Origin of the sequence: Panacagrimonas perspica, from assembly GCF_004364935.1 — a bacterium.
Taxonomy (GTDB): Bacteria; Pseudomonadota; Gammaproteobacteria; order Nevskiales; family Nevskiaceae; genus Panacagrimonas; species Panacagrimonas perspica.
The window spans coordinates 534163-554277 of sequence record NZ_SOBT01000009.1 but is presented as its reverse complement, the minus strand read 5'-3'; the positions used below and the strand labels follow the sequence as shown (position 1 = coordinate 554277).

The following is a 20115-nucleotide window of genomic DNA, read 5'->3' as shown; positions in this document are numbered from 1 at the left end:
CTCGATCTGCGAGGAAAGCCCCGGGTTTCACCCGGGCTACGGGCAGGGTGTTGCTGGATTGGCGGATAAACTTCTCGCATGACCTCTCCCCCCGCCGGGCGCTGCCCGCAATGCCGCAAGCCCGCCTCGCTGGCCGAGACCAATCGTTTCCGGCCGTTCTGCAGCGAGCGCTGCAAGCTGCTGGACCTCGGCGAGTGGTTCGCCGAAAAGCACACGATCCCGGTCGTGGAATCCGACGCGGACCTCGACGACGCGCCATCCAGCCCTCAGGACCCTGACCGGCTCCAGTAGGCCGAGATGCCGGCCACGCCCTGCGCGTAGGCCGCAAAAGCCCGGCCCTTGTCCGCGGGCGTGACGCCGCCGATGGCGTAGGCCGGCAGATTGGATTGCGCGGCGAGCGCCGCGAATCCGTCCCAGCCCAGAGTCGCGCCGCCCGGATGCGTTGCGGTGGGCGCCACGCTGCCGAGCACGACGCCGTCGATGCCGACGCGTTCTGCGTGACGTAGCGAGTCGACGTCGTGGCAGGAGGCGAATCGCAGCAGCGGTGCGGGCGCGGTGTCGTCCCGCGATGACGGCGCGGACGCAAGACGCGCCTGCGAGTAATGCAATCCGGCAGCGCCGATCCGCCTGGCCATGGCTTCGTCACGATCCAGCACGAGCCGCAGGCCTGCAGCGGCGGCAGGCGCGCACAGCGACGCGGCCAGCGCCTCGTAAGTGTCGTCGCCGAGCCCGGGCAACCGCAGGCGCAGCAGCGCACCACGCGGCAGCTTCGGGATGCCGGCGCGAATCCGGTCGGCATCCGCATCCGGCGGTGTGAACACGTAATCCTCGGGCAGCCGCAGGGCGCGCAGGATCGGGTCGACGGTGGGCAGCACGTCGAGCGTGTGCGGCGCATCGGGCGCCTGCCAGCTGAAGCGTTGCCCTTCGCGCGCATCGAGCTCGCCGTCCCAGCCGGTGATGAGCCAGGTGTGCAGGGTGACGATGCGCTCCTTGTACTCGTGCGTGAACAGGATCAGCGGGCGGCAGGCCTGCGCCACGATGCCGATCTCTTCCTGGAGCTCGCGCACCAGCGCCTCGCGCGGCGTCTCGCCGGGCTCGATCTTCCCGCCCGGGAATTCCCACTTCAGCGCCGCGATCTTGCCGGCCGGACGCTCGACGATCAGCACGCGACCGTCGGCATCGCGCAGTGCGCCGCAGGCGACGTGGATGTGCGGCTTGGGTTGCGCCGACGAACTCACGCGAATGCGCTTTCCATCGGCGCCGTCACATCCAACCTCTCGCTCGCATATCGAGTGACCGCATCGACGCGCCGTTCCGACCGAACAAGATTCAGGTGCGGTACTCCGCGTTGATCTTCACGTAGTCGTAGCTGAAGTCGCAGGTCCACACGCGCGCCGCGGCAGTGCCGCGGCCCAGGCCGATGCGGATGCTGAACTCTTCCTTGGCAACCACGGCAGAACCGAGTTCCTCGCGGTAGGAGGGATGCGGCTGCCCGCGTTCGATCAACTGCACGTCGTCGAGCGCGATGCTCACCGAGCCCTGGTCGAGTCCTTCGACACCGGCCTTGCCGATCGCCATCGCGATGCGGCCCCAGTTGGCGTCCGAGGCGAACATCGCCGTCTTCACCAGCGGGGAATGCGCCACCGAGTACGCGACCTGTCGCGCCTCGGCCTCGGTCTTCGCGCCGCCCACTTCGATGGAGATGAACTTGGTGGCGCCTTCGCCGTCACGCACGACGGCCTGCGCGAGCTGCACGCAGACCTCGGTGATCGCGCCGAGCACGAGCGGGTAATCGGCGTGCTGTTCGTCGATCTCGACCGACCCCGTCTTGCCGCTGGCGACCAGCACGCAGGAGTCGTTCGTCGACGTGTCGCCGTCGACGGTGACGCAGTTGAAGGACTGGCCCGCAGCGTTCACCAGCGCGCGCTGCGTGGCCGCAGGCGTCAGGCGCGCGTCGGTGGCGATGAAGGCCAGCATCGTCGCCATGTCCGGGCAGATCATGCCGACGCCCTTGGCGATGCCGGTGACCGTGATCTCGCCCTGCGAGGTCCGCAGCTTGCGCGTCGCGCCCTTGGGCACGGTGTCGGTGGTCATGATCGCGCGCATGGCATCGAGCCAGCCCGCAGACGTGGCGGCCTTCACGGCCTGAGGCGCGGCAGCGGTCATGCGATCGATCGGCAGGCGCTGGCCGATGACGCCGGTGGAAAACGGCAGCACCGATTCCGGCGCGGCGTCGAGTGCGCGCGCCACTGCCGCAGCGGTGAGCCGAGCATCGTCGATGCCGCCTTGTCCGGTCGCCGCGTTGGCGTTGCCGGAATTGATGACCAACGCGCGGATCTCGTGCGCCGCGGCGAGCCGCTCGCGGCAGACCTGGACCGGCGGCGCGCAGAACGCGTTGCGCGTGAAGATCCCGGCCACGCGGGCACCCGGATCGAGCGCGATGACGAGCAGGTCCTTGCGGCCCGGCTTCTTGATCGCGGCCTCGGCGACGCCCAGGCGCACGCCCGGAACGGGATGCAGGACGTCGGGAACGGAGAGATTCACGGCCATGACACGGACTCTGCGCTGCAGGGCGCGCGAGTTTATCGCGACGAGGCAGGTTTTCTAGCGTCACCGTAGCCCGGGCGAAGCCCGGGGCTGCGCTCCGTGTACGAGGTGAACCCCGGGCTTCGCCCGGGCTACGTCCGCGGTCAGCCGTTGGCGGCGAGCGCGGTACGCCGCACCGATCCCGGCCGGTCCGTGTCGGCCGGCAGTGCATGCAGGAATTCCAGCACGCGCGGCATCAGGCGCTCCGGCTTCGTGCGCAGCTCCATGACCGAGCGTGCCACCAGAATCTCGGCGTTCGGCAGCTGGCGCCTGAGCGCCTTGGCATCCGCCATGTCGTGCAGCGGATCACGCGCGTGGCCGATGACGAGCGTCGGCGACTGGATGTGGCGGCGGCGGCGCACCGAGGGAACGACCGGGCCGACCAGGATGCCGTGCAGGATGGCGCGGATCACTTCGGGTTCCGCGGCCAGCGCGTTGCGCACGCTGTTGAGCACCGCGCGCTTGGGTTCCGGGAGCTTGCGCAGGATGCGCGCGAAGATCCGGTACACCGGCTTGGCGTAGTGCACCGCGATCATCAGCGGCACCAGCATCAGCGCCGCTGCCGGTACGGCGTTTTCCATCACCGGCATTTCGAGGAACAGCGCGCGCACGCGGTGCGGTGCGAGGCAGGCCGCGGTCAGGGTCGTGATGGCGCCGAGCGACACGCCGCCGAGGATGGCGCGCTCGAGGCCCAGGTGATCCATCAGGCCGAGCACCTGCTCGGCATAGAAATCGACGCGATGTTCCGCGGCCTTGGTCGGCTTGTCGCTGCGTCCGTGACCCAGCAGGTCGAGCAGGATCACGCGATAGCCTTCGTTGGCCAGCGTGCCGGCGATGTCGCGGTTGCAGTAGGCGTCCATCAGGATGCCGTGCACCAGCAGCACCGGCGTGCCGCGGGCCGGACCGTAGATCTCGTAGCCCAGGCGGTAGTGACCGTGGAAGAAGTAGCTCTGCTCGACGGGATAAACGGTCGGTTTCATCCCCGGAGCCTGACATCGGCGGGAAGGGCGTGTCATTACGGGGCAACTACCGAGCGGGCTGGGCCGATGGGCGGCTTCAGCGCCATGCGGGGGTGGCGGTGTTCGCATGATCGCCCGCGATCGACCCCGATAGGCTGCGTGCAAATTCAGGGAGTTTCGAAAGATGGGTTCATCCGCAGGTTCGCCGTATCCGCACCTTCTCGCGCCCCTCGATCTGGGCTTCACGACCCTGAAGAACCGCGTCCTGATGGGCTCGATGCACACGGGCCTCGAGGACCGGACCAAGAATTTCCCGCGGCTAGCGGCGTATTTCGCAGAGCGCGCCCGCGGCGGCGTGGGGCTGATGGTGACGGGTGGCTTCGCGCCGAACGTCGCGGGATGGGTCTCTCCGTTCGCCGGCAAGCTGGGGACCAGCGCTGCGGCACGCGACCATCGCGTCATCACCGATGCCGTCCATGCGGACGGCGGCAAGATCGCATTGCAGATCCTGCACGCGGGTCGCTACGGCTATCACCCGCTCGCGGTCAGCGCCTCGCGCGTGAAGAGTCCGATCTCACCGTTCGCGCCGCGCGCGTTGAGCAGCCGCGGCGTCGAGCAGCAGATCCGCGCGTTCGTGCGTTGCGCGCAGCTGTCGCGCGAGGCCGGCTACGACGGCGTCGAAGTGATGGGCTCCGAGGGCTACTTCATCAACCAGTTCCTGGTCACGCACGTGAACCGGCGCACCGATGAGTGGGGCGGCAGCTACGCCAACCGCATGCGCCTGCCGCTGGAGATCGTCTCGCGCATCCGCGAAGCGGTGGGGCGCGACTTCATCATCATCTATCGCATCTCGCTGCTCGACCTGATTCCGGATGGGCAGACCTGGGACGAGATCGTGATGCTGGCCAAGGGTGTCGAGAAGGCCGGCGCGACGATTCTCAACACCGGCATCGGCTGGCACGAGGCGCGCGTGCCGACGATCGCCACCTCGGTGCCGCGCGGCGCCTTCACGTGGATCACGCAGAAGCTCAAGGGCGAAGTCGGCATTCCGCTGTGCACGACCAACCGCATCAACGCGCCGGAAGTGGCCGAGAAGATTCTCGCCGACGGTCACGCCGACATGATCAGCATGGCGCGGCCGTTCCTCGCCGACGCCGATTTCGTCAACAAGGCTGCGGAAGGCCGCGCCAAGGACATCAACACCTGCATCGGCTGCAACCAGGCCTGCCTGGATCACACGTTCAAGCTCAAGATCGCGAGCTGCCTGGTGAATCCACGCGCGTGCCACGAGACCGAGCTGAGTTATGCGCCGGCGGCGCGACGCAAGCGCATCGCAGTGGTCGGCGCGGGACCTGCAGGCCTGGCGGCAGCAACGGTCTGCGCGGAACGCGGGCACGACGTGGACCTGTTCGAGGCGCATTCCGAGATCGGCGGCCAGTTCAACATGGCCAAGCAGATCCCGGGCAAGGAGGAGTTCCACGAAACGCTGCGCTACTTCGACGGCAAGATCCGCAGCACCGGCGTGAAGCTGCACCTCAACACGCCGGTGACGCCGGAGTCGCTGATCGCCGGCGGATACGACGACATCCTGCTCGCCACCGGCGTCACGCCGCGCCGCGTCTCGATGCCCGGGCTCGAGGAACAGCAGAAGATCGGACGCGTGCTCAGTTATGTCGACGTGCTGGCCGGCAAGGCGCAGGTCGGCGCCCGCGTGGCGCTGATCGGAGCGGGCGGCATCGGCTTCGACGTCGCCGAGTATCTCGTCCACGACGGTCACTCGCCCACGCTCGACGCCGTCGAGTGGATGAAGGAGTGGGGCGTCACCGATCCGTCGAAGTCGCGTGGCGGTGTGGTACGCCCGCAGCCTTCGCCGCCGGCGCGCGAGGTGTTCCTGCTGCAGCGAAAGGAAGGCAAGCCGGGAGCGGGACTGGGCAAGACGACGGGGTGGATCCATCGCGCCGCGCTGCAGGCCAAGAAAGTGCAGACGCGCAGCGGCGTGAACTACGAGTCGATGGACGAGCGCGGTCTGCTGGTCAGCTACGGCGGCAAGCGAGAGAAAGCGGAGCTGATCGAGGTGGATCACGTCGTGATCTGCGCCGGACAGGAACCGCAGCGTGCGCTGCACCAGCCGCTGCTGGCGGCGGGCGCGAAGGTCCACCTGATCGGCGGCGCGGACGAGGCGGCGGAACTGGATGCCAAGCGCGCGATCAACCAGGCCAGCCGGCTCGCGGCACGCCTCTGAGCGTGCTGAACTGCGGCCCATGCAACGCCTCGTCGATCCGCCTGGTGAACTTCAGCGCGATGCCAGCGCGGACGCGCCGCGCCGCCCTCAGCGGGTAGCACGCGTGCGCCTTCGCGCCTTCGCGCTGGCGGCCGTCGCCGTGCTCACCTGCACCGCGGCAATGGAAGTCACCACGCAGACGCCGATCGTCAAGACGCTGGAGTGCATGCGCGCCAATACGCCCCGGCAGTTGTCGGTGTCGGAGCTGCACATCGAGGCCGAAGGCGCCGGTGTCACCAACCGCACGCTGACCGGTGCGTTCTACAGCCGTCGTGACGAGCGCGGCCTGCGCGCAGCGCTGCACATCACGGCGCCGGCCGATCTTGCCGGCATGCGCTACCTCCTGGTGGAAGACGATGCGCAGGACGCGCTGTATCTCTACCTGCCGGCGCTGGGCAAGGTGCGCAGGCTCAGCGGTGTGGGACCGGAATCGGAGATCGCGGGCACGACGTTGAACTACGCAGACCTGCGACTGATCAGCCAGGCGCTGGCCGCCTCGTCGATCACGATGGATGCGCCCGCCACCGTCGCAGGCCGGCCTGCCCACCAGCTTCGCTTCGTGCCGGCCGTGGCCGACTCGCCGTATCGCCGCGTGATCGCCGCGGTCGACAAGGAAAGCTGCGCGATCCTTCGCGCCGATTTCCAGAACGCCGATCGCACGGTCAAGCAGTACGAGGTCGACCCGGCCAGCCTGATCCGTGCAGGCGCCTATACCTATGCGTCGCGCGCCACGGTCGTCGACAGCGTGCGCGGGACGCGCGCGGAGCTTTCGCTGCGCGGCGTGAACACGTCGCCGAAGCTGGCCTCGCGCCTGTTCGATCCGAAGACCTTCCAGAAGTAGCACCGGCCGCACCGCGAGCATCAACAGGCGGAGTGCCTTGTCGGCACAAGACGAAACGGCAATCACGAGGGTCAGTGACGCCGCCTAGGACCCGCCCTAGCTTGTCGCGCCCCGGGTCACCGCCGAACCTCGGGATTGAACGATCCGGCCATGGACCGGGCGTCGCGTTTCACACGACAACAAGATCCCAGGAGACCCTACGTGAAGAGCTATCCCCTCAGCAGATGGACTGCGGGCCTCGGCCTGTGCGGCGCCAGCCTTGTTGCCCCTGTCGCGCTGGCCGCGACGACCGGGCATGTCGGCGTATTCAGCGAGTACGTGTTTCGCGGCATCGTCGCCAACGGCGGCGTGGCAGTGCAGGGCGGTATCGATCATGTCGGCGACAGCGGTCTGCTGGCGGGCGTCTGGGCGACCAACACGGCCGCGTTCGGCGGCTCGGAGCTGGATCTCTACGCCGGCTATCTGCACAAGTTCAGCGACACCGTGATGGCCGACGTCGGTGCGCTGTACTACGTCCTGTCGGAAGACAAGGAGAGCCCGCTGTACGACGTCGATGGTGACGGAACGATCGATCAGACGGATCTCGACACGCTGGAATTTTTCGCCACGCTGTTCGCAGGGCCGGTGAAGCTGCAGGCCTACTACTCGGACGACTACGTCGGCACCGACGAAGAAGCCTTCTATTACACGGCCACGTACACGCACAAGGTCAACGACACGATCTCGGTGGCGGGGCAGGTCGGGTACACACACGGCGATGGCGCCGAGTATTTCTACGGCGACAAGTACATCGACTACAGCGTGATGCTCAACAAGACCATCCGCGAAGGCCTGGTGTTCTCGCTGGGATTCGTCGATACCAACCTGAAGGACGAGGGCGCGTTCGTCGCCACCGAGGACGAGCCCAAGGTGATGATCAGCGCCAAGCAGACGTTCACCTTCTGACCGCATCACTCGTAGCCCGGGTGAAACCCGGGGTTGCGCTCGCAGATCGAAAGGCAACCCCGGGTTTCACCCGGGCTACGGTCAGCGCAGTCTTGCCAACGAATCCCACAAGGATTCGAGGCGATCGAGAACGCCGAGCCGGCCGGCTTCCTGCGCGATGAAGCGTGCGCTCTCCGGCGAAAGCTTCTGGACCAGTGGCGCGATCCGCGCCCGCACGTCTTCGCGCATGCGCAGCAACAGCACGAGCAGCGGCGCCCAGGTCCGGCCCACCTGCACGGCGTCGAACACGCGGCCGAAGGCGCCGTCGCTGAGTTTCTCCGCGGCCAGCGCCAGCTTCTGCTGCGCGTCTTCGTCCATCAGCCCCACCAGCGGCAGCAGTTGATTCCACAAGCCGTTCACGTCCGTCGCCTTGAGCACCGCCTCGAGCACACGCGATTCGCGCAGGCGCGGCAGGTTGGCGAGGCGCCGCTGCTGCTCGGGCTGCATCATCGGCACCAGGGGGATCAACTCGTTCCACAGGTGATCCACGTCCACGGTCTTGACGATCGAGTCGAGCACCGTCTCGTCGCCGAGGATGGGCAGCTTGAGCAGTCGCTGCTGATGAGCGCTGCTCATGACGCCGACGATCGGCAGCACCGCACTCCAGAGATTCTGCGCCTGCGCCGAGCGGGCCATGCTGCTGACGATGCCGTCGTCGAGCGTGGCCGCCAGTTCACCGAGCCGCTTGCGCCACTCGGGGCTGACGTAGTTCATCAGTGCCAGCGCTTCAGCCCAGAGATCCTGGCTCTCGTCGGCGGCGAGAAAAATGATCTCGCGCAGTCGCGTCTCGGGTAGAAACCCGACCAGCTCGTTGAGCCGCGTCTTGTCCTCGACGAAGAACGCGATGTGCAGCAAGGCCGCGTTGTCGGTGAGCTTCTCCATCACCGCCTTGATCGCGTCGCTGCTGACGTAATCGACGAAGCGCGCGAGCGTGACGAACTCGCCGCGGCGTGCCAGCTCCAGCCCGACCTCGACGATGCGCGCCACCGGGATGCGCTTGATCACCTCGCGCACGTGGCGCGGATCGATCTCGAGCGTGACATCCGCGAGAAAACCGACGCGCAGGCGCTGGGCGAGATCGGCTGCACGGTCCGGTGCGATCAGGCCGGCCACGCGCGCGCACAGCACGTCGCCGAACACGTGCTCGGCGATCAGTGCGATCAGCGGAATCGGCAGCAGCTTGCTGGCGGCGGCCACGCGCTTGAGGCGCGCCTCGTCGGCATCGAACAGTCGTGCGCTGGCCTGTTCGCGGAAGCTGCGAATGCTCTCGGCATCCGAGCCGTGCAGATAGGCCAGATCGGCCTCACCGACGCCGAGCACGCGCGCGAGCTTGAGGATCTCGGCCTTGCGGGCGAGGCGGCTCACCGGCGCGCGCCGGTGTGCGGCAGCGGACAGTGCAGAGCACTCACAGTCCCAGCACTTTGCGCACCGGCAGACGCATCAGCGCCGGCACATGCTCCAGGGCCTTGGTGAGCGCCTCGTCGAGTTGCTTCTTCTGGCGCGCGCGAGCCGCGCGCAATGCCGCGGTCAGCGATGCGAGGCCGTCCTGGGGCAGGGCGTGGAACGTCTCGGGCGGATCGCCGCCCAGTTCGCGCGCGAGCAGCTCGAAATCGGAGCGGGCCATCAGCGCGTTGCTCCGGCACCAGGCTTTCGTTCCAGGCGCAACGTCGACAGGTCGAGATTCAGATCGGATTCCACGATCGTCGCTCTCACCGGATGCTGCGGGAGATCCAGCCGCAGCGGCACGCTGGTCGTGATCGGGATGTTGAACTCCTGGTCCACCTTGAGCGCCGTCTTGAGCGTGGTGTTCACCGGCGCGCGGATGACATGGTCGATCGCCACGCGCAGCGGCCCGTGGTACTTCAGCGGGATGTCCTGCTTGACCGGTACGACGAGCTTCACCGGCAGCCGCAGCTTGAGCGGCAGCTTGGCCTTGAAGTGAAGATTCTTGTACTTCTTCACGTTCTGGAAATTCACCGGCGCCTTGGCTTCGATCTCGGCGATGCTGTCCACCGGGATGATGCCTTCGTAGGTGATCACGGTCTCCAGCGGCACCTTGGTGTCGATGTTCACGATCGTGTCGTAGGTGCCCTTCACCGGCAGGTCCAGCGTCTGCACCAGCGGCACCTGCGCGTAGATCGTGCCCTTCATCAGCACGTCGATCTTGTGGTCGGTCTGCATCGTGACGTCGGCGTGCGGCGGCAGCTGGATCGTCAGCGGCTGATCGCTGATCAGCAGTCGCGCCGCGACGTTCATGAAGACCCAGTAGCCGAGCAGGCCGCCGATGATGATCACGCCCACGACGCCGACGCCGAAGACGGGCCAGAGCCAGAGTCGCGGGGGCTTTCTGCTCGCGCCGGGCGGTGGAAGGTTCGGCGGCAGGGGCGGCGGCGGTGCGCTCAGCCCAGAAGCAGGCGCGACCTGCGGCGCCGCAGTTTCCGCCAGTGCGCTCGCGACGGGACGCTCTGCTGGCGCTGACGGGGCGGGTGCCTCGACCTCCGGCGCCTTGCGCGGCGGCGGCCGCCCCTTCGGCAGCTCGAAGAAATCGTCGTCGTTGGTCACCGCGAGGCGCCTGCCGACGAATCCGTGGTGGCGGAGGCCGCGTTCTGGCTGTCCTTGGTTTCGAGCCGCAGCGTGCGCAAGGGCAGGCGCAGGTCGGCCTCGACGATGGTCGCCGCCAGCGGGCCGGGCCTGAGCGTCGCTTCAGCAGGAATGTCGGACTTCACCGGCACCGAGAGGTCGGCTTGGATCGGGATGTCGGCTTCGATGACCGTCTTCAGCGGCACGGTGAGCGCCTGCTGCACGCGCACGCCCACCGGCGCGCTGAACTTGAGCCTCACCATCTGATCCACCGGGATGTCGAGCGACACCGGCACGATCGCCTTGACCGGCACCTTGCCGCGGATCGGCAGCTTGAGCTTGTCGCCGAGAATCTCGGCGTCGATCACCGCGTTGAGGTCGAGCACCTGGTCCAGCACGATCTTGTCGCGAACCGCCACGTTCATGCGGATCGGAACCGATCCGTCGAAGTCGGCGATGACGTTGAGCTGTTCCTTCACCGGCACGGTGATGATCTGGTCGACCGGCACTTTGGTGTGAATGGTGTCGTCCAGCCGGATGTTGAGGTTGTCCAGCGCGCGTGCGTTGACCTTCAGCGTTTCATCGATCGTGATCTTCGCGGGCTGGTTGCTCAGCAACAGGCGCGCATCGACGTTCTTGAACACCCAGTAGCCGACCAGCGCGCCGCCGATGGCAGCGCCGACGAGAATCGCGAGCAGCACCATCCAGATCAGCCAGCCGCCGTGCTGGCGCTGCGGGGTTGCGTTCATGGATCGTGGTCCCGTTCTGTCTCAGAACTCGTAGCTGATCGAAATGCCCATCGCGTCGCGATCACGCAGGACGTGCGCATCGCCACCGCCGGTGAACCAGGAGTAGATGAGATCCGCGCGCCAGTTGCGGTACTGGCCCTGCAGGTTGCCGATGATCACCTTGCGGCCTTCGAGGAAGTTCTCGGCAAGGCCCGGCGCCACGCCGTGAACGTCGTGCGCGAAGATCACCAGTGGCCGCAACGCGAAGCCGGGAATGACGACATCGGTGTAGCGCAGGAAGCTGGCGAAGCGATATCCGAACGCGGTCTCGGTGACGTAGCCCTTCTTGCCGTTCGAGATCGGGTTGATCTTCAGGGCATCACCGGTGTCGGCGATGCCGGGGCTGTAGTGCGTGTGCGTGCCGGGTCCTTCGAGCTGCAACTCGTCGAGGTCCGGCAGCTGGGGAATGAAGTTCCCGCTGATCTCCAGCAGGTAGACCGCCTCGTTGGCACCGAACCAGGAACTCGCGCCGGTGATCTTCGTGAAGCCGATCGTGCCGTGGATCGTCTTGAACCGCTCGTAGCCGCGCACGTAGCTGTTGGGTGCCACTTCGCCCGGCGTGCCGCCGCGATACGCGGTCAGGTAGGTCGGGATCGCGCGCGTCGACGCCGCCAGGGTGGCGACGCCGGGTGCGATGACCACGTCCGTGCGCGGGAAGATCGGCTGGAACGCCGTGAACAGCACGTCCTCGAGGTCCACCTGCACCGGCTGGTTCTCGCGATAGACCAGCTCGCCCTGGATCGCGAGCTTGTGCGCCTCCGCATCGAACGACAGCCCCCACAGGCGGATGTTCTTGGCGTAGTCGAGGAAGTAGGTGCCGGTGTCGAGCGGCAAGGCGTCGAAGCCGCCGTTCGGGCTGTTGTTGGTGCCCGGCACGCCGCAGTCGAGCAGGAAGTCGACGAGGTTGGTCGAGTCGTGGTTGCGCGCGTTGCCTTCTCGCCGCGTGCACGCGGCGTTGGCCGCGTATGCACTCACCGCCGGCAGGCGCGAGTGGTAGTTGGCGTGGAAGAAATTGATCGACACCGGGCTTTCGAAGTACTCGTCGAGCAGCCAGTACAAGGCGATGCCGTACTGCCCGTGATCGCCCGGTTCGTTGTTGGCCTCGCGCCGCAGCGAGAAGCTGGTCGAGGTCACGGTCTGCGCCAGCGGCAGCGCCGGCACACCGAGTTGCAGCGGATCCTCCGGCGTCTTGCCGAACGGTCCGACGACGTACTCGTTGGGCGTGACTTCGTTGCCGCCGTCGAAGAACGAGAAGAACGAACCACGCGCGGGGAAGCCGTAGGGCCGCCATTCGAGCTGGTAGAACGCCTCGAAGGACAGCGTGCCGCGCACCGGCCCGCGCACGACGATCATGTTCTCCGGAAAGTAGATGTCCTGCAGTTCCAGTCCCGGTCGCGCCAGCGAATTCGCATCCGGCGGGTTCACGAAGTTCAGCGTGCCCTGCACGTTCACCGCCGCCTCGCCCCAGGTCAGGATCTGGCGGCCGACGCGGAACTCCAGGGGCTGTTCGTCCCAGGAATCCATGAAGTAGTAGAAGTTCGCCTCACGCAGTTCGAGGTCGAAGCCCAGTTGGTGCTCGGCCTCGGTCGGCCGGTCTGTCTTCGTGCGCACGCCGGGACCAGGGCCGGGCTCGACGATGCGGTTGAAATGCGTCTCGCGAAAATCGGTGTTGACCGGGTCGTAGTAGAACAGCGCGCCAATTTCCACGCCGTAGTCGGTCGTGCCGAAGTCGAGCTTCGAGCTGTACTTCGTGCCCGACGAGATGAGGTCGCCCTTGTTGTAGTTGAGATCGCCGTCGTCGGTGTTGGACGACATCGCGCCGCGCGCCGCCAGGAACCGTTCGTTGGGTTCGGTGTTGTCGGGTGTCAGCGCGATGCAGTTGTCCGGCGCGCAGAGTTGCGGGTTCAGGCTCGCCTTGCCGATCAGGCGATCCTGCCGCTCCTGCATGCGCCAGGCCATGCCCAGCGAGGCGCGGTTGCGCCACTGCATCAGCCAGCCGTCGAACAAGCCGCCGTCGAACTCCTTCTCGTACGCCGCAACCGGAGTGGCGAGCGTGGAGAGCGTCAGGACGGCCAGCGCGGCGAAACCCGCGCGCTTCATCCGCCCGTTGCGGCGAAGTGCAGCATGACCTGCACCTGGAACTCGCCGACGATGAAGCCCAGGGCCGCACCGACCGCGATCAGGATCCATTCGTCCTGCTCGAACGCGGGACGCAGCAGGCCCTCGAACTGCTCGGGCGTGAGTTCCTGCATGCGCGAGACCAGCGTGTTCTCGATGTCGATCGCGTCAGCCGCGTAGGCCTCCATGCTCTTCATGGCCGCGGGCAGTCGTTCCATCACCTTTTCGGCGATGACCTTCTTCATCTCCTGGTACTGGCGGCTGCCGACGGCGAACACCACGATCGGCTTGGCCAGACCTGCCTGCTCGTCGACCAGTCGCTGAACCTGCTTCTGCACCATGCCGAACATGCGATCCGACAGCGGTCCGCGGAGGATCGCGTCGATGATGCGATCCGGTGTGATGATCTCCTTGGCGATCAGGCGCCCGTACTCGGCCGCCACTTGCTTGCGCCGTTTCAGGAACAGGCCCTGCCACTCGAAGATGCCCAGGTAGCGCGTGGGGTGCTTGGGGTTGAACACCATCTTCAGCGCCAGCCAGTCGGTGAACCAGCCGGTGAAGCCGCCGAACGCCGGCATGATCCAGTGCGACCAGGAGTACTGGTGCGTCAGCGCCCACGTGGTGGCCTGCACCAGACCGATGATGAACCCGAAGTAGATGCCCGAATTGCGGATGAAGCGGAACTCGCCCTCGCCCGCCTCGAGGAAGATGCGGTTGAGCAGCGGGACGTCGCGCAGCAGGTTGGTGACGACCATGTCCTTGAGGTCGAACACCGTGTCGATGTTGTTCTGGATGTCGAGCATGATCTGCTCGACCAGCTTGGGCGCCTCGGCCTTGATGCGGCTGACGATCAGGTTCTTCACCGCGTCCGGCGCCACTTCCCACAGGCCCGGCTGGTAGTGAGAGGCGACGTCGCGCGTGATGTCCTCGATGGCGGCCAGCAACGGAACTTCGATCTCCTGCGCGACCCGCTTGGGATCGAGCTTCATGAAGATGTCTTTGGGCTTGATCAGATGCTCGGTCATCGTGTCGCACGCGATCGAGGCCATGATCGCGGCCTTGCGCGGCACGATGCCCTGCCAGCCCAGGTACGGCGGGATGCCGATGAACTTGATCGGCAGGAACATCATCTTGATCGCCACGATCTTCGTGACGAAGCCGATCGTGGCGGCAACCAGAGGCATGGACGCATACAGGATCCAGTTTTCCTGTACGTCCCGAAGTGCTTCAGCAAAATCCATGTTCGATTCTCCCGCCGTGTTGCCCGGCTATTGGTTTGACGACCGGCGCCCGCGCGCCGCTCCCCCGTCTGCTACCAGCTCTGATTGCCCACTCCCTCGCAGGCATTCCAGAACGCTTTCCCCGCTTCCGAAATCCGGATCGTGCGGCGGAAGAACTTGACCCGCAGGCCTGCCTTCTCGATCTCGCCGCAGGTCTTGCGCACCAGCGTGTCCGCTTCGATGAGCTGGTACTTCAGGTGTAGCGCCTTGTCCTCGTCGCCGGACTCGAGCAATCCCAGGTTGCGCAGGTTCGCCAGATACGTGGGGATCTGGTCGAGCAGACGCACGCCGCATTCGCGTCCCACGGGGCTCAGGTTCTCCAGCCAGCGCTGCGAGGCGGGGCCCACCAGCGGACCGGCGCCGACATGAACGAGCGCGGCGCTGTGTCCGTCGACGAGGGCCGCCAGGATGCGCGCCTCGTCGGGCACCAGCTGGCGCACGGTCCGCAGCGCCAGGCGCTCGAGGGCCTGCTCGGCGGTCTGCTCGAGCGATTCCTCCATCAGGCGGGCCATCGCAGCGGCCGCAGTCAGGCGTCCCGAGGCGGCCGCCATACCCGAGGGGGTCGCTGCGGCTGGGCGGCTGGGCGGCTGGGGCGCATCGTCCTCGTCGTGGGGGGCTTCGTCGTCGGCAACCGCGTCCATGCGCTTGCGCAGCGTCGTCAACGCCAGCTTCTCGGCCTCGGACAGGCCTTTCTGGGCGAGGTCCATGGCCCGGCGGGGTGCGCCGGTGGCGAGCTTCCACGCGCCGGACGCGACGAAGCCGATGAACGAGCCAGGACCCTCTGCGGGGCCGTCGGCGTCAGCCGGCGTCTGATCCGCCTCGTGCTTCGACATTCCTCTCCTCTCCACGACGGTCCACGCCGCCAAGAATTCTCGTAGTGGGCAGCGCAGCACCGGTCAGTTTCCGACGCGGCGCTTGCCCAGGCTGAACTTCCAGAACTGGATCCTGGGCAGATCCTGAACCACTTCTTCCGTGTGCCCCTCGATCTTCGAGGTCCGCCGGTCCAGGATTTCAATGTAGACCAGCATCCGGAAGACGGCCATCACGAACTCGAGGAAGACGCGGACCACGACGACCAGCATCAGGAAAACCACGGGCCCGAATAGCAGCCACACCAGCCCGGCCCACAGCGACTGGATAAAAGCCGTGATCACGCCCAGCACCGTGAGCGCTGCCATGGCGATGACGGCGAAGCGGTAGATGATCGGCAGCATGCGCGTGGTGATGATTTCGCGCATCTCGAAGTCGAACAGGCTGCGCAGCAGATCGCCGAGCGCGCGCTCGCGGGCCCCGGTGCCTGTTGCTCCTCCTGCTTCCTCACCAGTCTCGGTGGGCGCGTTTTCGTTCTTTTCCTGGTCCGCCACGGTGCTCTTTCCGGGTCTCTCGCGCGGGAACGCGACATTACGCCTGCGCCTTTGAAAAGAACACCGGCCACTGAGACAGTCGAATCATGGCGGACGAGCCGAGCCTGTGACACGCTTGCTGCGACGTCGGGCACACTAGCCCGGCGCGCCGGTCGGGACCGGCGCTTCAGGGCCTTCCCCCGGCTTCCACGCGACCCATAACCACAAGAAGCCCATGCGCGATTCGGGACAATTGCTGGAGATCGTTCACCAGGCCCTGGTCAAGGGGGGCTATGACGTCGAGGCGATCTACCGGCGCCTCGGCTACAACGCCGAAGCGCTTCCGCTGCGCCAGATGCGCACGCCGCACGAGCTGCAGGCGTTCTTCTGGGAGACGGTCGAGGCGGTGACGCAGGATCCCGACGTGGGCCTGCACCTGTGTCCGCACGCCCCGGTGTTCCGCGGAGAAGTCATCGAATACCTGATGCTCTCCAGCGGCACTTTCGGCGAGGGCATGCAGCGTGCGGTGAAGTATCTGCGTCTGGTCAGCGACGCCCTGAACATGCGCCTGGAGCAGGACGACCAGGGATCTCGCGTGGTGGTCAAGGGCAGCACCATCGAGGCGCCCCAGCTTCGTCACACCGAGATCCTGGTGGCGCATCAGGTCATCCGCTTCGGGCAGACCGTCACCGAGGGCAAGTACGCCCCGCGACGGGTGCGGCTGCGGGCCAGCCGGCGCTCGCCGCAGGCCGAGTACGACGCGATCTTTGGCTGCCCAGTGGAATTCGAGGGCAAGGAGAGCGAACTCTGGTTCGACGCCAAGCTGCTCGACTACCGTTCGCCGCGCTCCAGCCCGGAATTGCTGCAGTTGCACGAGGAGCACGCCGAGAAGCGCTTGACCACGCTCAAGCGTGAAGACCTGATCGAGCGAATTCGCGCCGTGTTCGCGCAGCGGCTCGAACTGGACCGCTGCGATCTGGAAGAAGTGTCGCGCGAACTGGGCATCGCGCCGCGCAGGCTGCGTTTCGAACTGGCTCGCGCCGGCACCAGCTTCTCGCAGGTGCTCGCGGATTTCCGCTTCGCGCTGGCGCGCAAGCTTCTTGCCCGGACCACCGAGCCCGTCGAGGACATCGTCTACCTGACCGGATTTTCCGAGCCGAGCACGTTCTATCGGGCGTTCAAGCGCTGGTCGGGGATGACGCCGGTGCAGTACCGCGATTCCCGGCGAAATCGACCGGCGCGCGCCATCGATCCCACCGATTGAGTTGGCCTGTCCGACACGCGGCGCTGACGCCGCGAATCATGGCGGGTTCATTTGGGCAGGCCTATGATCGACTCGCGGCTGGCATAAGAGCGACAGCGCGCGGATTCCAGACAACAACGCTCCAAGCCTTGAGGAGACAAGCATGAGTGCATTCAACGCGCGCCGCTGGGCGCTCGCCGCTGTGGTTGCGGCGGTTCCTACCCTTACATGGACCAGCGCGCAGGCCGATGCGCCCAGCGATCTCGGAGGCAAGCTCACCGCGATCGGCGCCATCAAGGCGGCCAACGCGGATGGCTCGGTCCCGGAGTACACCGGCGAGAAGAACTTCCCGGCGGACATGAAGACCTGGACGCCGCAGTACCTCGAGGGTCTGCGCACCAAGGACGTCAAGAAGCTCGAGGCCGAATTCAAGAAGGCCATCAAGCCCGACCTGCTCAAGCCGTTCGACACGGTGACCAAGGCCAACATGGCCAAGTACCAGGACAAGCTCACGGACGGCCACAAGGCGCTGTTCGCGAAGTACCCCACGTACAAGATGCAGCTGTACAAGGGTGTGCGCACCGGCTTCTTCCCGAAGGAAATCGAAGACGCCACGATCAAGAACGCCAGCAGCGCCAAGCTCACGGGCACGGACCTGGTCACCGGTGCCTCGTTGGGCTTCCCGTTCCCGATTCCCAAGAGCGGCGCGGAAGTCATCTGGAACCACCGCATGAAGTACCGCGGCAACGCGGTGACCCGGTTCAACAACCAGGCCATCGTCAAGCCGGACGGCAGCTTCCAGATCACCAAGCTCACGGAGAACGTGAAGTTCAAGTACGCGAACTTCAAGAATCCGCCGGCTGCCGACAACAAGTACCTGCTGATGTATCTGTCGGAGACGATCTCGCCGCCGCGCGTCGCCGGCCAGCTCACGCTCGCGCATGAACTGATCGGACCGGACGCCGGCTCGGGCCGCGCCGCCTGGATCTTCTCGCCGGGCCTGGGTCGCGTGAACCGCGCACCGGACGTCGGCTACGACAACCCGGCCGTGGGCACGGACAACGAGCAGTACTTCGACCAGATCGACGTGTTCAACGGCTCGCTCGATCGCTACGACTGGAAGCTGGTCGGCCGCAAGGAAATGTACATCCCGTACAACTCCTACCAGATCAACTCGCCGCTGGTGAAGTACAAGGACCTGCTCAAGCCCTTCCACGTCAACCAGGACGAGGCCCGCTACGAGCTGCATCGCGTCTGGGTCGTCGAGGCCAACGTGAAGGCCGGCGTGCGCCACAACTTTGCCAAGCGCACGTTCTATGTCGACGAGGACTCCTGGTCCATCGCCGGCGTGGACAACTACGACGCACGCGGCCAGCTGTGGAAGGTGCAGGAAGCGCATCTGATCACCGCACCGTTCATCCCGACCGTCACGGGCTCGCCGGAAATCATCTATGACCTGCAGAGCACGCGTTACTTCGTGACCGCGCTGGCCAACGAGGACAAGATCACGGACTACAGCGTGAACTTCGACGACAAGGATTTCGATCCTTCCTCGCTCAAGAAGAAGGCGCGCACGAAGTAAATCTTCGTAGCAGCGTTCCAGCATCGAGGCGCCGGGATTCGTCCCGGCGCCTTTTTTTGTGCGGCAGACAGACCGCTAGCAGACGGCGCCGCTTGACGGCACGTGGAAGCGGCGTCGAATCTGCGGGACCGAACAGAATCGCGTCCCATGAGGGCGCGCCGAGGAGAGAGCGTGCAGACCGTCACCACCGTACCGCGGGGCTACCCGCGTCAGGCCTATGCATGGTTCGTGGTCGGGCTGCTCACGTTGGCTTACATGCTGTCGTTCATCGACCGGCAGATCCTGAGCCTGCTGGTCGCGCCCATCCGCCGCGACCTCGACATCTCCGATACGCAGATGAGCCTGCTGATGGGCTTCTCGTTCGCGCTCTTCTACACGTTCTTCGGCATTCCGCTGGGACGACTCGCGGACACGGCGAGCCGGCGCTGGATCGTGACCCTGGGTGTGGCGGTATGGAGCGCGGCCACGGCGTTCTGCGGATTCGCCCACCACTACTGGCAGCTTTTCGCCGGACGCATGGGCGTGGGGGTGGGCGAGGCGGCGCTGTCGCCGGCGGCGTATTCGCTGATCGCCGACAGCTTTCCGCCGGAGCGACGGTCCATCGCGATGAGCGTGTACGGGATGGGCATCTTCCTGGGCGCCGGCACGGCGATGCTCGTCGGCGGGCTGATCGTGGGTTTTGCGTCGAAGCAGGGCGAACTCGTGCTGCCCCTCGTCGGCACGACGCGGCCGTGGCAGCTCGTGTTCTACGTGCTGGGCGGCGTGGGCCTGATCTTCGCGTGGTTCATGCTGCTGATTCGTGAACCGGCGCGGCAGGGCGCGACCGTCGCCTCGATTCCGCTGCGCGAGGTCATCCGCACGCTGATGCAGCATCGCCGCGCGGTGCTGATGCACAACCTCGGCTTCGCCTGCGTGGCCTTGGCGTCGTATTCCGCGCAAGCCTGGTTGCCGAGCGTCTGGCAGCGCGTGCACGGATGGCCGATCCGCGACATCGGCGTGATCTACGGCAGCGTCATCGCGGTCTCCGGCTGCCTGGGCATCGTCTTCGCCGGATGGCTCGCGGATCGCTGGCGCGCGCGGGGCATCAGCGATGCGACCCTGCGCGTGGGGGCGATCGCCGCCGGCTGCGGCGCGCCGCTCGCACTGCTGATTCCGGTGATGCCGAGTCCAGGCTGGCTCGCGGCGCTGGTGTTTCCGCTGACGTTCTGCTTCAGCATGCCGTTCGGCGTGTCGGCGGCCGCGATCCAGGACCTCGTACCCAACCGGATGCGCGGGCAGACGTCGGCGATCTACCTGTTCGTCGTCACCCTGATCGGCCTGGGCATCGGACCCACGGCGGTCGCGATGTGCACCGACTACGTCTTCGTCGACGATCGCAAGGTGGGCGTGTCGCTGGCGATCGTCGCGTTCGCCGCGCAGCTGCTGGCCTGCCTGCTGCTCGCCGGCGGCTGCCGGCATTTCCGCAAGAGTCTTTCGGAGATCGAAGGACGAAGCTGAGCGCGACGTAGCAATGTAGCCCGGACGAAGTCC

General features: G+C 66.4%; 18 protein-coding genes. 7 read left to right on the top strand and 11 right to left on the bottom strand.

The features are described 5' to 3' along the window. Positions 1-78: 78 nt before the first annotated feature. Positions 79-291 (top strand): DNA gyrase inhibitor YacG, encoded by a 213-nt coding sequence (locus DFR24_RS13995; protein ID WP_133882017.1) that lies wholly within the window; start codon positions 79-81, stop codon positions 289-291. Here DFR24_RS13995 and DFR24_RS13990 read toward each other — a convergent pair. The 3 genes from DFR24_RS13990 to DFR24_RS13980 all read right to left on the bottom strand — a co-directional run bounded on the left by DFR24_RS13990 (position 267) and on the right by DFR24_RS13980 (position 3566). After that, a complete protein-coding gene (locus DFR24_RS13990; RefSeq protein WP_162851212.1) occupies positions 267-1238 on the bottom strand; it encodes a Nudix family hydrolase in 972 nt (323 codons plus the stop codon). The genes DFR24_RS13995 and DFR24_RS13990 overlap by 25 nt on opposite strands. A 91-nt stretch (positions 1239-1329) precedes the next feature. Further along, complete coding sequence (argJ, locus tag DFR24_RS13985) at positions 1330-2550, bottom strand: bifunctional glutamate N-acetyltransferase/amino-acid acetyltransferase ArgJ (protein WP_133882015.1); 1221 nt, start codon at positions 2548-2550, stop codon at positions 1330-1332. A gap of 140 nt (positions 2551-2690) precedes the next feature. Continuing rightward, positions 2691-3566, bottom strand: coding sequence for an alpha/beta fold hydrolase (locus DFR24_RS13980; RefSeq protein WP_162851211.1), 876 nt, complete (start codon positions 3564-3566; stop codon positions 2691-2693). A gap of 163 nt (positions 3567-3729) precedes the next feature. Here DFR24_RS13980 and DFR24_RS13975 point away from each other — a divergent pair, with 163 nt between their 5' ends. From DFR24_RS13975 to DFR24_RS13965, 3 genes are all read left to right on the top strand, one after another. Beyond that, positions 3730-5787, top strand: coding sequence for an NADPH-dependent 2,4-dienoyl-CoA reductase (locus tag DFR24_RS13975; protein ID WP_133882013.1), 2058 nt, complete (start codon positions 3730-3732; stop codon positions 5785-5787). A gap of 19 nt (positions 5788-5806) precedes the next feature. Continuing rightward, the gene (locus DFR24_RS13970) at positions 5807-6667 is read left to right on the top strand and encodes an outer membrane lipoprotein-sorting protein (RefSeq protein ID WP_162851210.1); all 861 of its coding nucleotides are present in this window, start codon (positions 5807-5809) and stop codon (positions 6665-6667) included. 201 nt (positions 6668-6868) lie between these two features. After that, positions 6869-7612, top strand: coding sequence for a TorF family putative porin (locus DFR24_RS13965; protein WP_162851209.1), 744 nt, complete (start codon positions 6869-6871; stop codon positions 7610-7612). Between the two features lie 81 nt (positions 7613-7693). On the opposite strand, the gene DFR24_RS13960 is transcribed toward DFR24_RS13965, so the two are convergent. From DFR24_RS13960 to DFR24_RS13925, 8 genes are all read right to left on the bottom strand, one after another. Next, a complete protein-coding gene (locus DFR24_RS13960; protein WP_133882010.1) occupies positions 7694-9016 on the bottom strand; it encodes a hypothetical protein in 1323 nt (440 codons plus the stop codon). 40 nt (positions 9017-9056) lie between these two features. Beyond that, on the bottom strand, positions 9057-9275 hold the full coding sequence (locus tag DFR24_RS13955) for a hypothetical protein (protein ID WP_133882009.1): 219 nt from the start codon (positions 9273-9275) through the stop codon (positions 9057-9059). Then, entirely contained in the window at positions 9275-10213 is a 939-nt protein-coding gene (locus tag DFR24_RS13950; protein WP_133882008.1) for a hypothetical protein, read from the bottom strand. Before DFR24_RS13950 ends, DFR24_RS13955 begins: the two co-directional genes overlap by 1 nt. Beyond that, on the bottom strand, positions 10210-10980 hold the full coding sequence (locus tag DFR24_RS13945) for a hypothetical protein (RefSeq protein ID WP_133882007.1): 771 nt from the start codon (positions 10978-10980) through the stop codon (positions 10210-10212). Before DFR24_RS13945 ends, DFR24_RS13950 begins: the two co-directional genes overlap by 4 nt. A gap of 21 nt (positions 10981-11001) precedes the next feature. Next, positions 11002-13119 (bottom strand): DUF1302 domain-containing protein, encoded by a 2118-nt coding sequence (locus DFR24_RS13940; RefSeq protein WP_162851208.1) that lies wholly within the window; start codon positions 13117-13119, stop codon positions 11002-11004. Continuing rightward, positions 13116-14378, bottom strand: a complete 1263-nt coding sequence (locus DFR24_RS13935) for a DUF445 domain-containing protein (protein ID WP_133882005.1) — start codon at positions 14376-14378, stop codon at positions 13116-13118. Before DFR24_RS13935 ends, DFR24_RS13940 begins: the two co-directional genes overlap by 4 nt. Before the next feature lie 71 nt (positions 14379-14449). Then, positions 14450-15250: an Abi-alpha family protein gene (locus DFR24_RS13930; RefSeq protein ID WP_133882004.1), complete on the bottom strand. Its 801-nt coding sequence runs from the start codon at positions 15248-15250 to the stop codon at positions 14450-14452. Between the two features lie 63 nt (positions 15251-15313). Beyond that, positions 15314-15781: a DUF4282 domain-containing protein gene (locus DFR24_RS13925; RefSeq protein WP_133882003.1), complete on the bottom strand. Its 468-nt coding sequence runs from the start codon at positions 15779-15781 to the stop codon at positions 15314-15316. A gap of 214 nt (positions 15782-15995) precedes the next feature. Between DFR24_RS13925 and DFR24_RS13920 the strand changes: the two genes are divergently transcribed. The 3 genes from DFR24_RS13920 to DFR24_RS13910 all read left to right on the top strand — a co-directional run bounded on the left by DFR24_RS13920 (position 15996) and on the right by DFR24_RS13910 (position 20082). After that, complete coding sequence (locus DFR24_RS13920) at positions 15996-17024, top strand: AraC family transcriptional regulator (protein WP_133882002.1); 1029 nt, start codon at positions 15996-15998, stop codon at positions 17022-17024. A gap of 142 nt (positions 17025-17166) precedes the next feature. Beyond that, a complete protein-coding gene (locus tag DFR24_RS13915) occupies positions 17167-18585 on the top strand; it encodes a DUF1329 domain-containing protein (protein ID WP_133882001.1) in 1419 nt (472 codons plus the stop codon). A 171-nt stretch (positions 18586-18756) separates the two neighbouring features. Beyond that, a complete protein-coding gene (locus tag DFR24_RS13910; protein ID WP_246051660.1) occupies positions 18757-20082 on the top strand; it encodes a spinster family MFS transporter in 1326 nt (441 codons plus the stop codon). The last annotated feature ends 33 nt before the right edge of the window (positions 20083-20115 follow it).

Excerpts from the sequence above, each read along its gene's own strand:
- DFR24_RS13945 (WP_133882007.1), bottom strand. The coding sequence starts at position 10,980 with ATGAACGCAACCCCGCAGCGCCAGCACGGCGGCTGGCTGATCTGGATG.
- DFR24_RS13940 (WP_162851208.1), bottom strand. The coding sequence starts at position 13,119 with ATGAAGCGCGCGGGTTTCGCCGCGCTGGCCGTCCTGACGCTCTCCACG.
- DFR24_RS13930 (WP_133882004.1), bottom strand. The coding sequence starts at position 15,250 with ATGTCGAAGCACGAGGCGGATCAGACGCCGGCTGACGCCGACGGCCCC.
- DFR24_RS13955 (WP_133882009.1), bottom strand. The coding sequence starts at position 9,275 with ATGGCCCGCTCCGATTTCGAGCTGCTCGCGCGCGAACTGGGCGGCGAT.
- DFR24_RS13970 (WP_162851210.1), top strand. The coding sequence starts at position 5,807 with ATGCAACGCCTCGTCGATCCGCCTGGTGAACTTCAGCGCGATGCCAGC.
- DFR24_RS13980 (WP_162851211.1), bottom strand. The coding sequence starts at position 3,566 with ATGAAACCGACCGTTTATCCCGTCGAGCAGAGCTACTTCTTCCACGGT.
- DFR24_RS13935 (WP_133882005.1), bottom strand. The coding sequence starts at position 14,378 with ATGGATTTTGCTGAAGCACTTCGGGACGTACAGGAAAACTGGATCCTG.
- argJ (WP_133882015.1), bottom strand. The coding sequence starts at position 2,550 with ATGGCCGTGAATCTCTCCGTTCCCGACGTCCTGCATCCCGTTCCGGGC.
- DFR24_RS13920 (WP_133882002.1), top strand. The coding sequence starts at position 15,996 with ATGCGCGATTCGGGACAATTGCTGGAGATCGTTCACCAGGCCCTGGTC.
- DFR24_RS13975 (WP_133882013.1), top strand. The coding sequence starts at position 3,730 with ATGGGTTCATCCGCAGGTTCGCCGTATCCGCACCTTCTCGCGCCCCTC.
- DFR24_RS13915 (WP_133882001.1), top strand. The coding sequence starts at position 17,167 with ATGAGTGCATTCAACGCGCGCCGCTGGGCGCTCGCCGCTGTGGTTGCG.
- DFR24_RS13995 (WP_133882017.1), top strand. The coding sequence starts at position 79 with ATGACCTCTCCCCCCGCCGGGCGCTGCCCGCAATGCCGCAAGCCCGCC.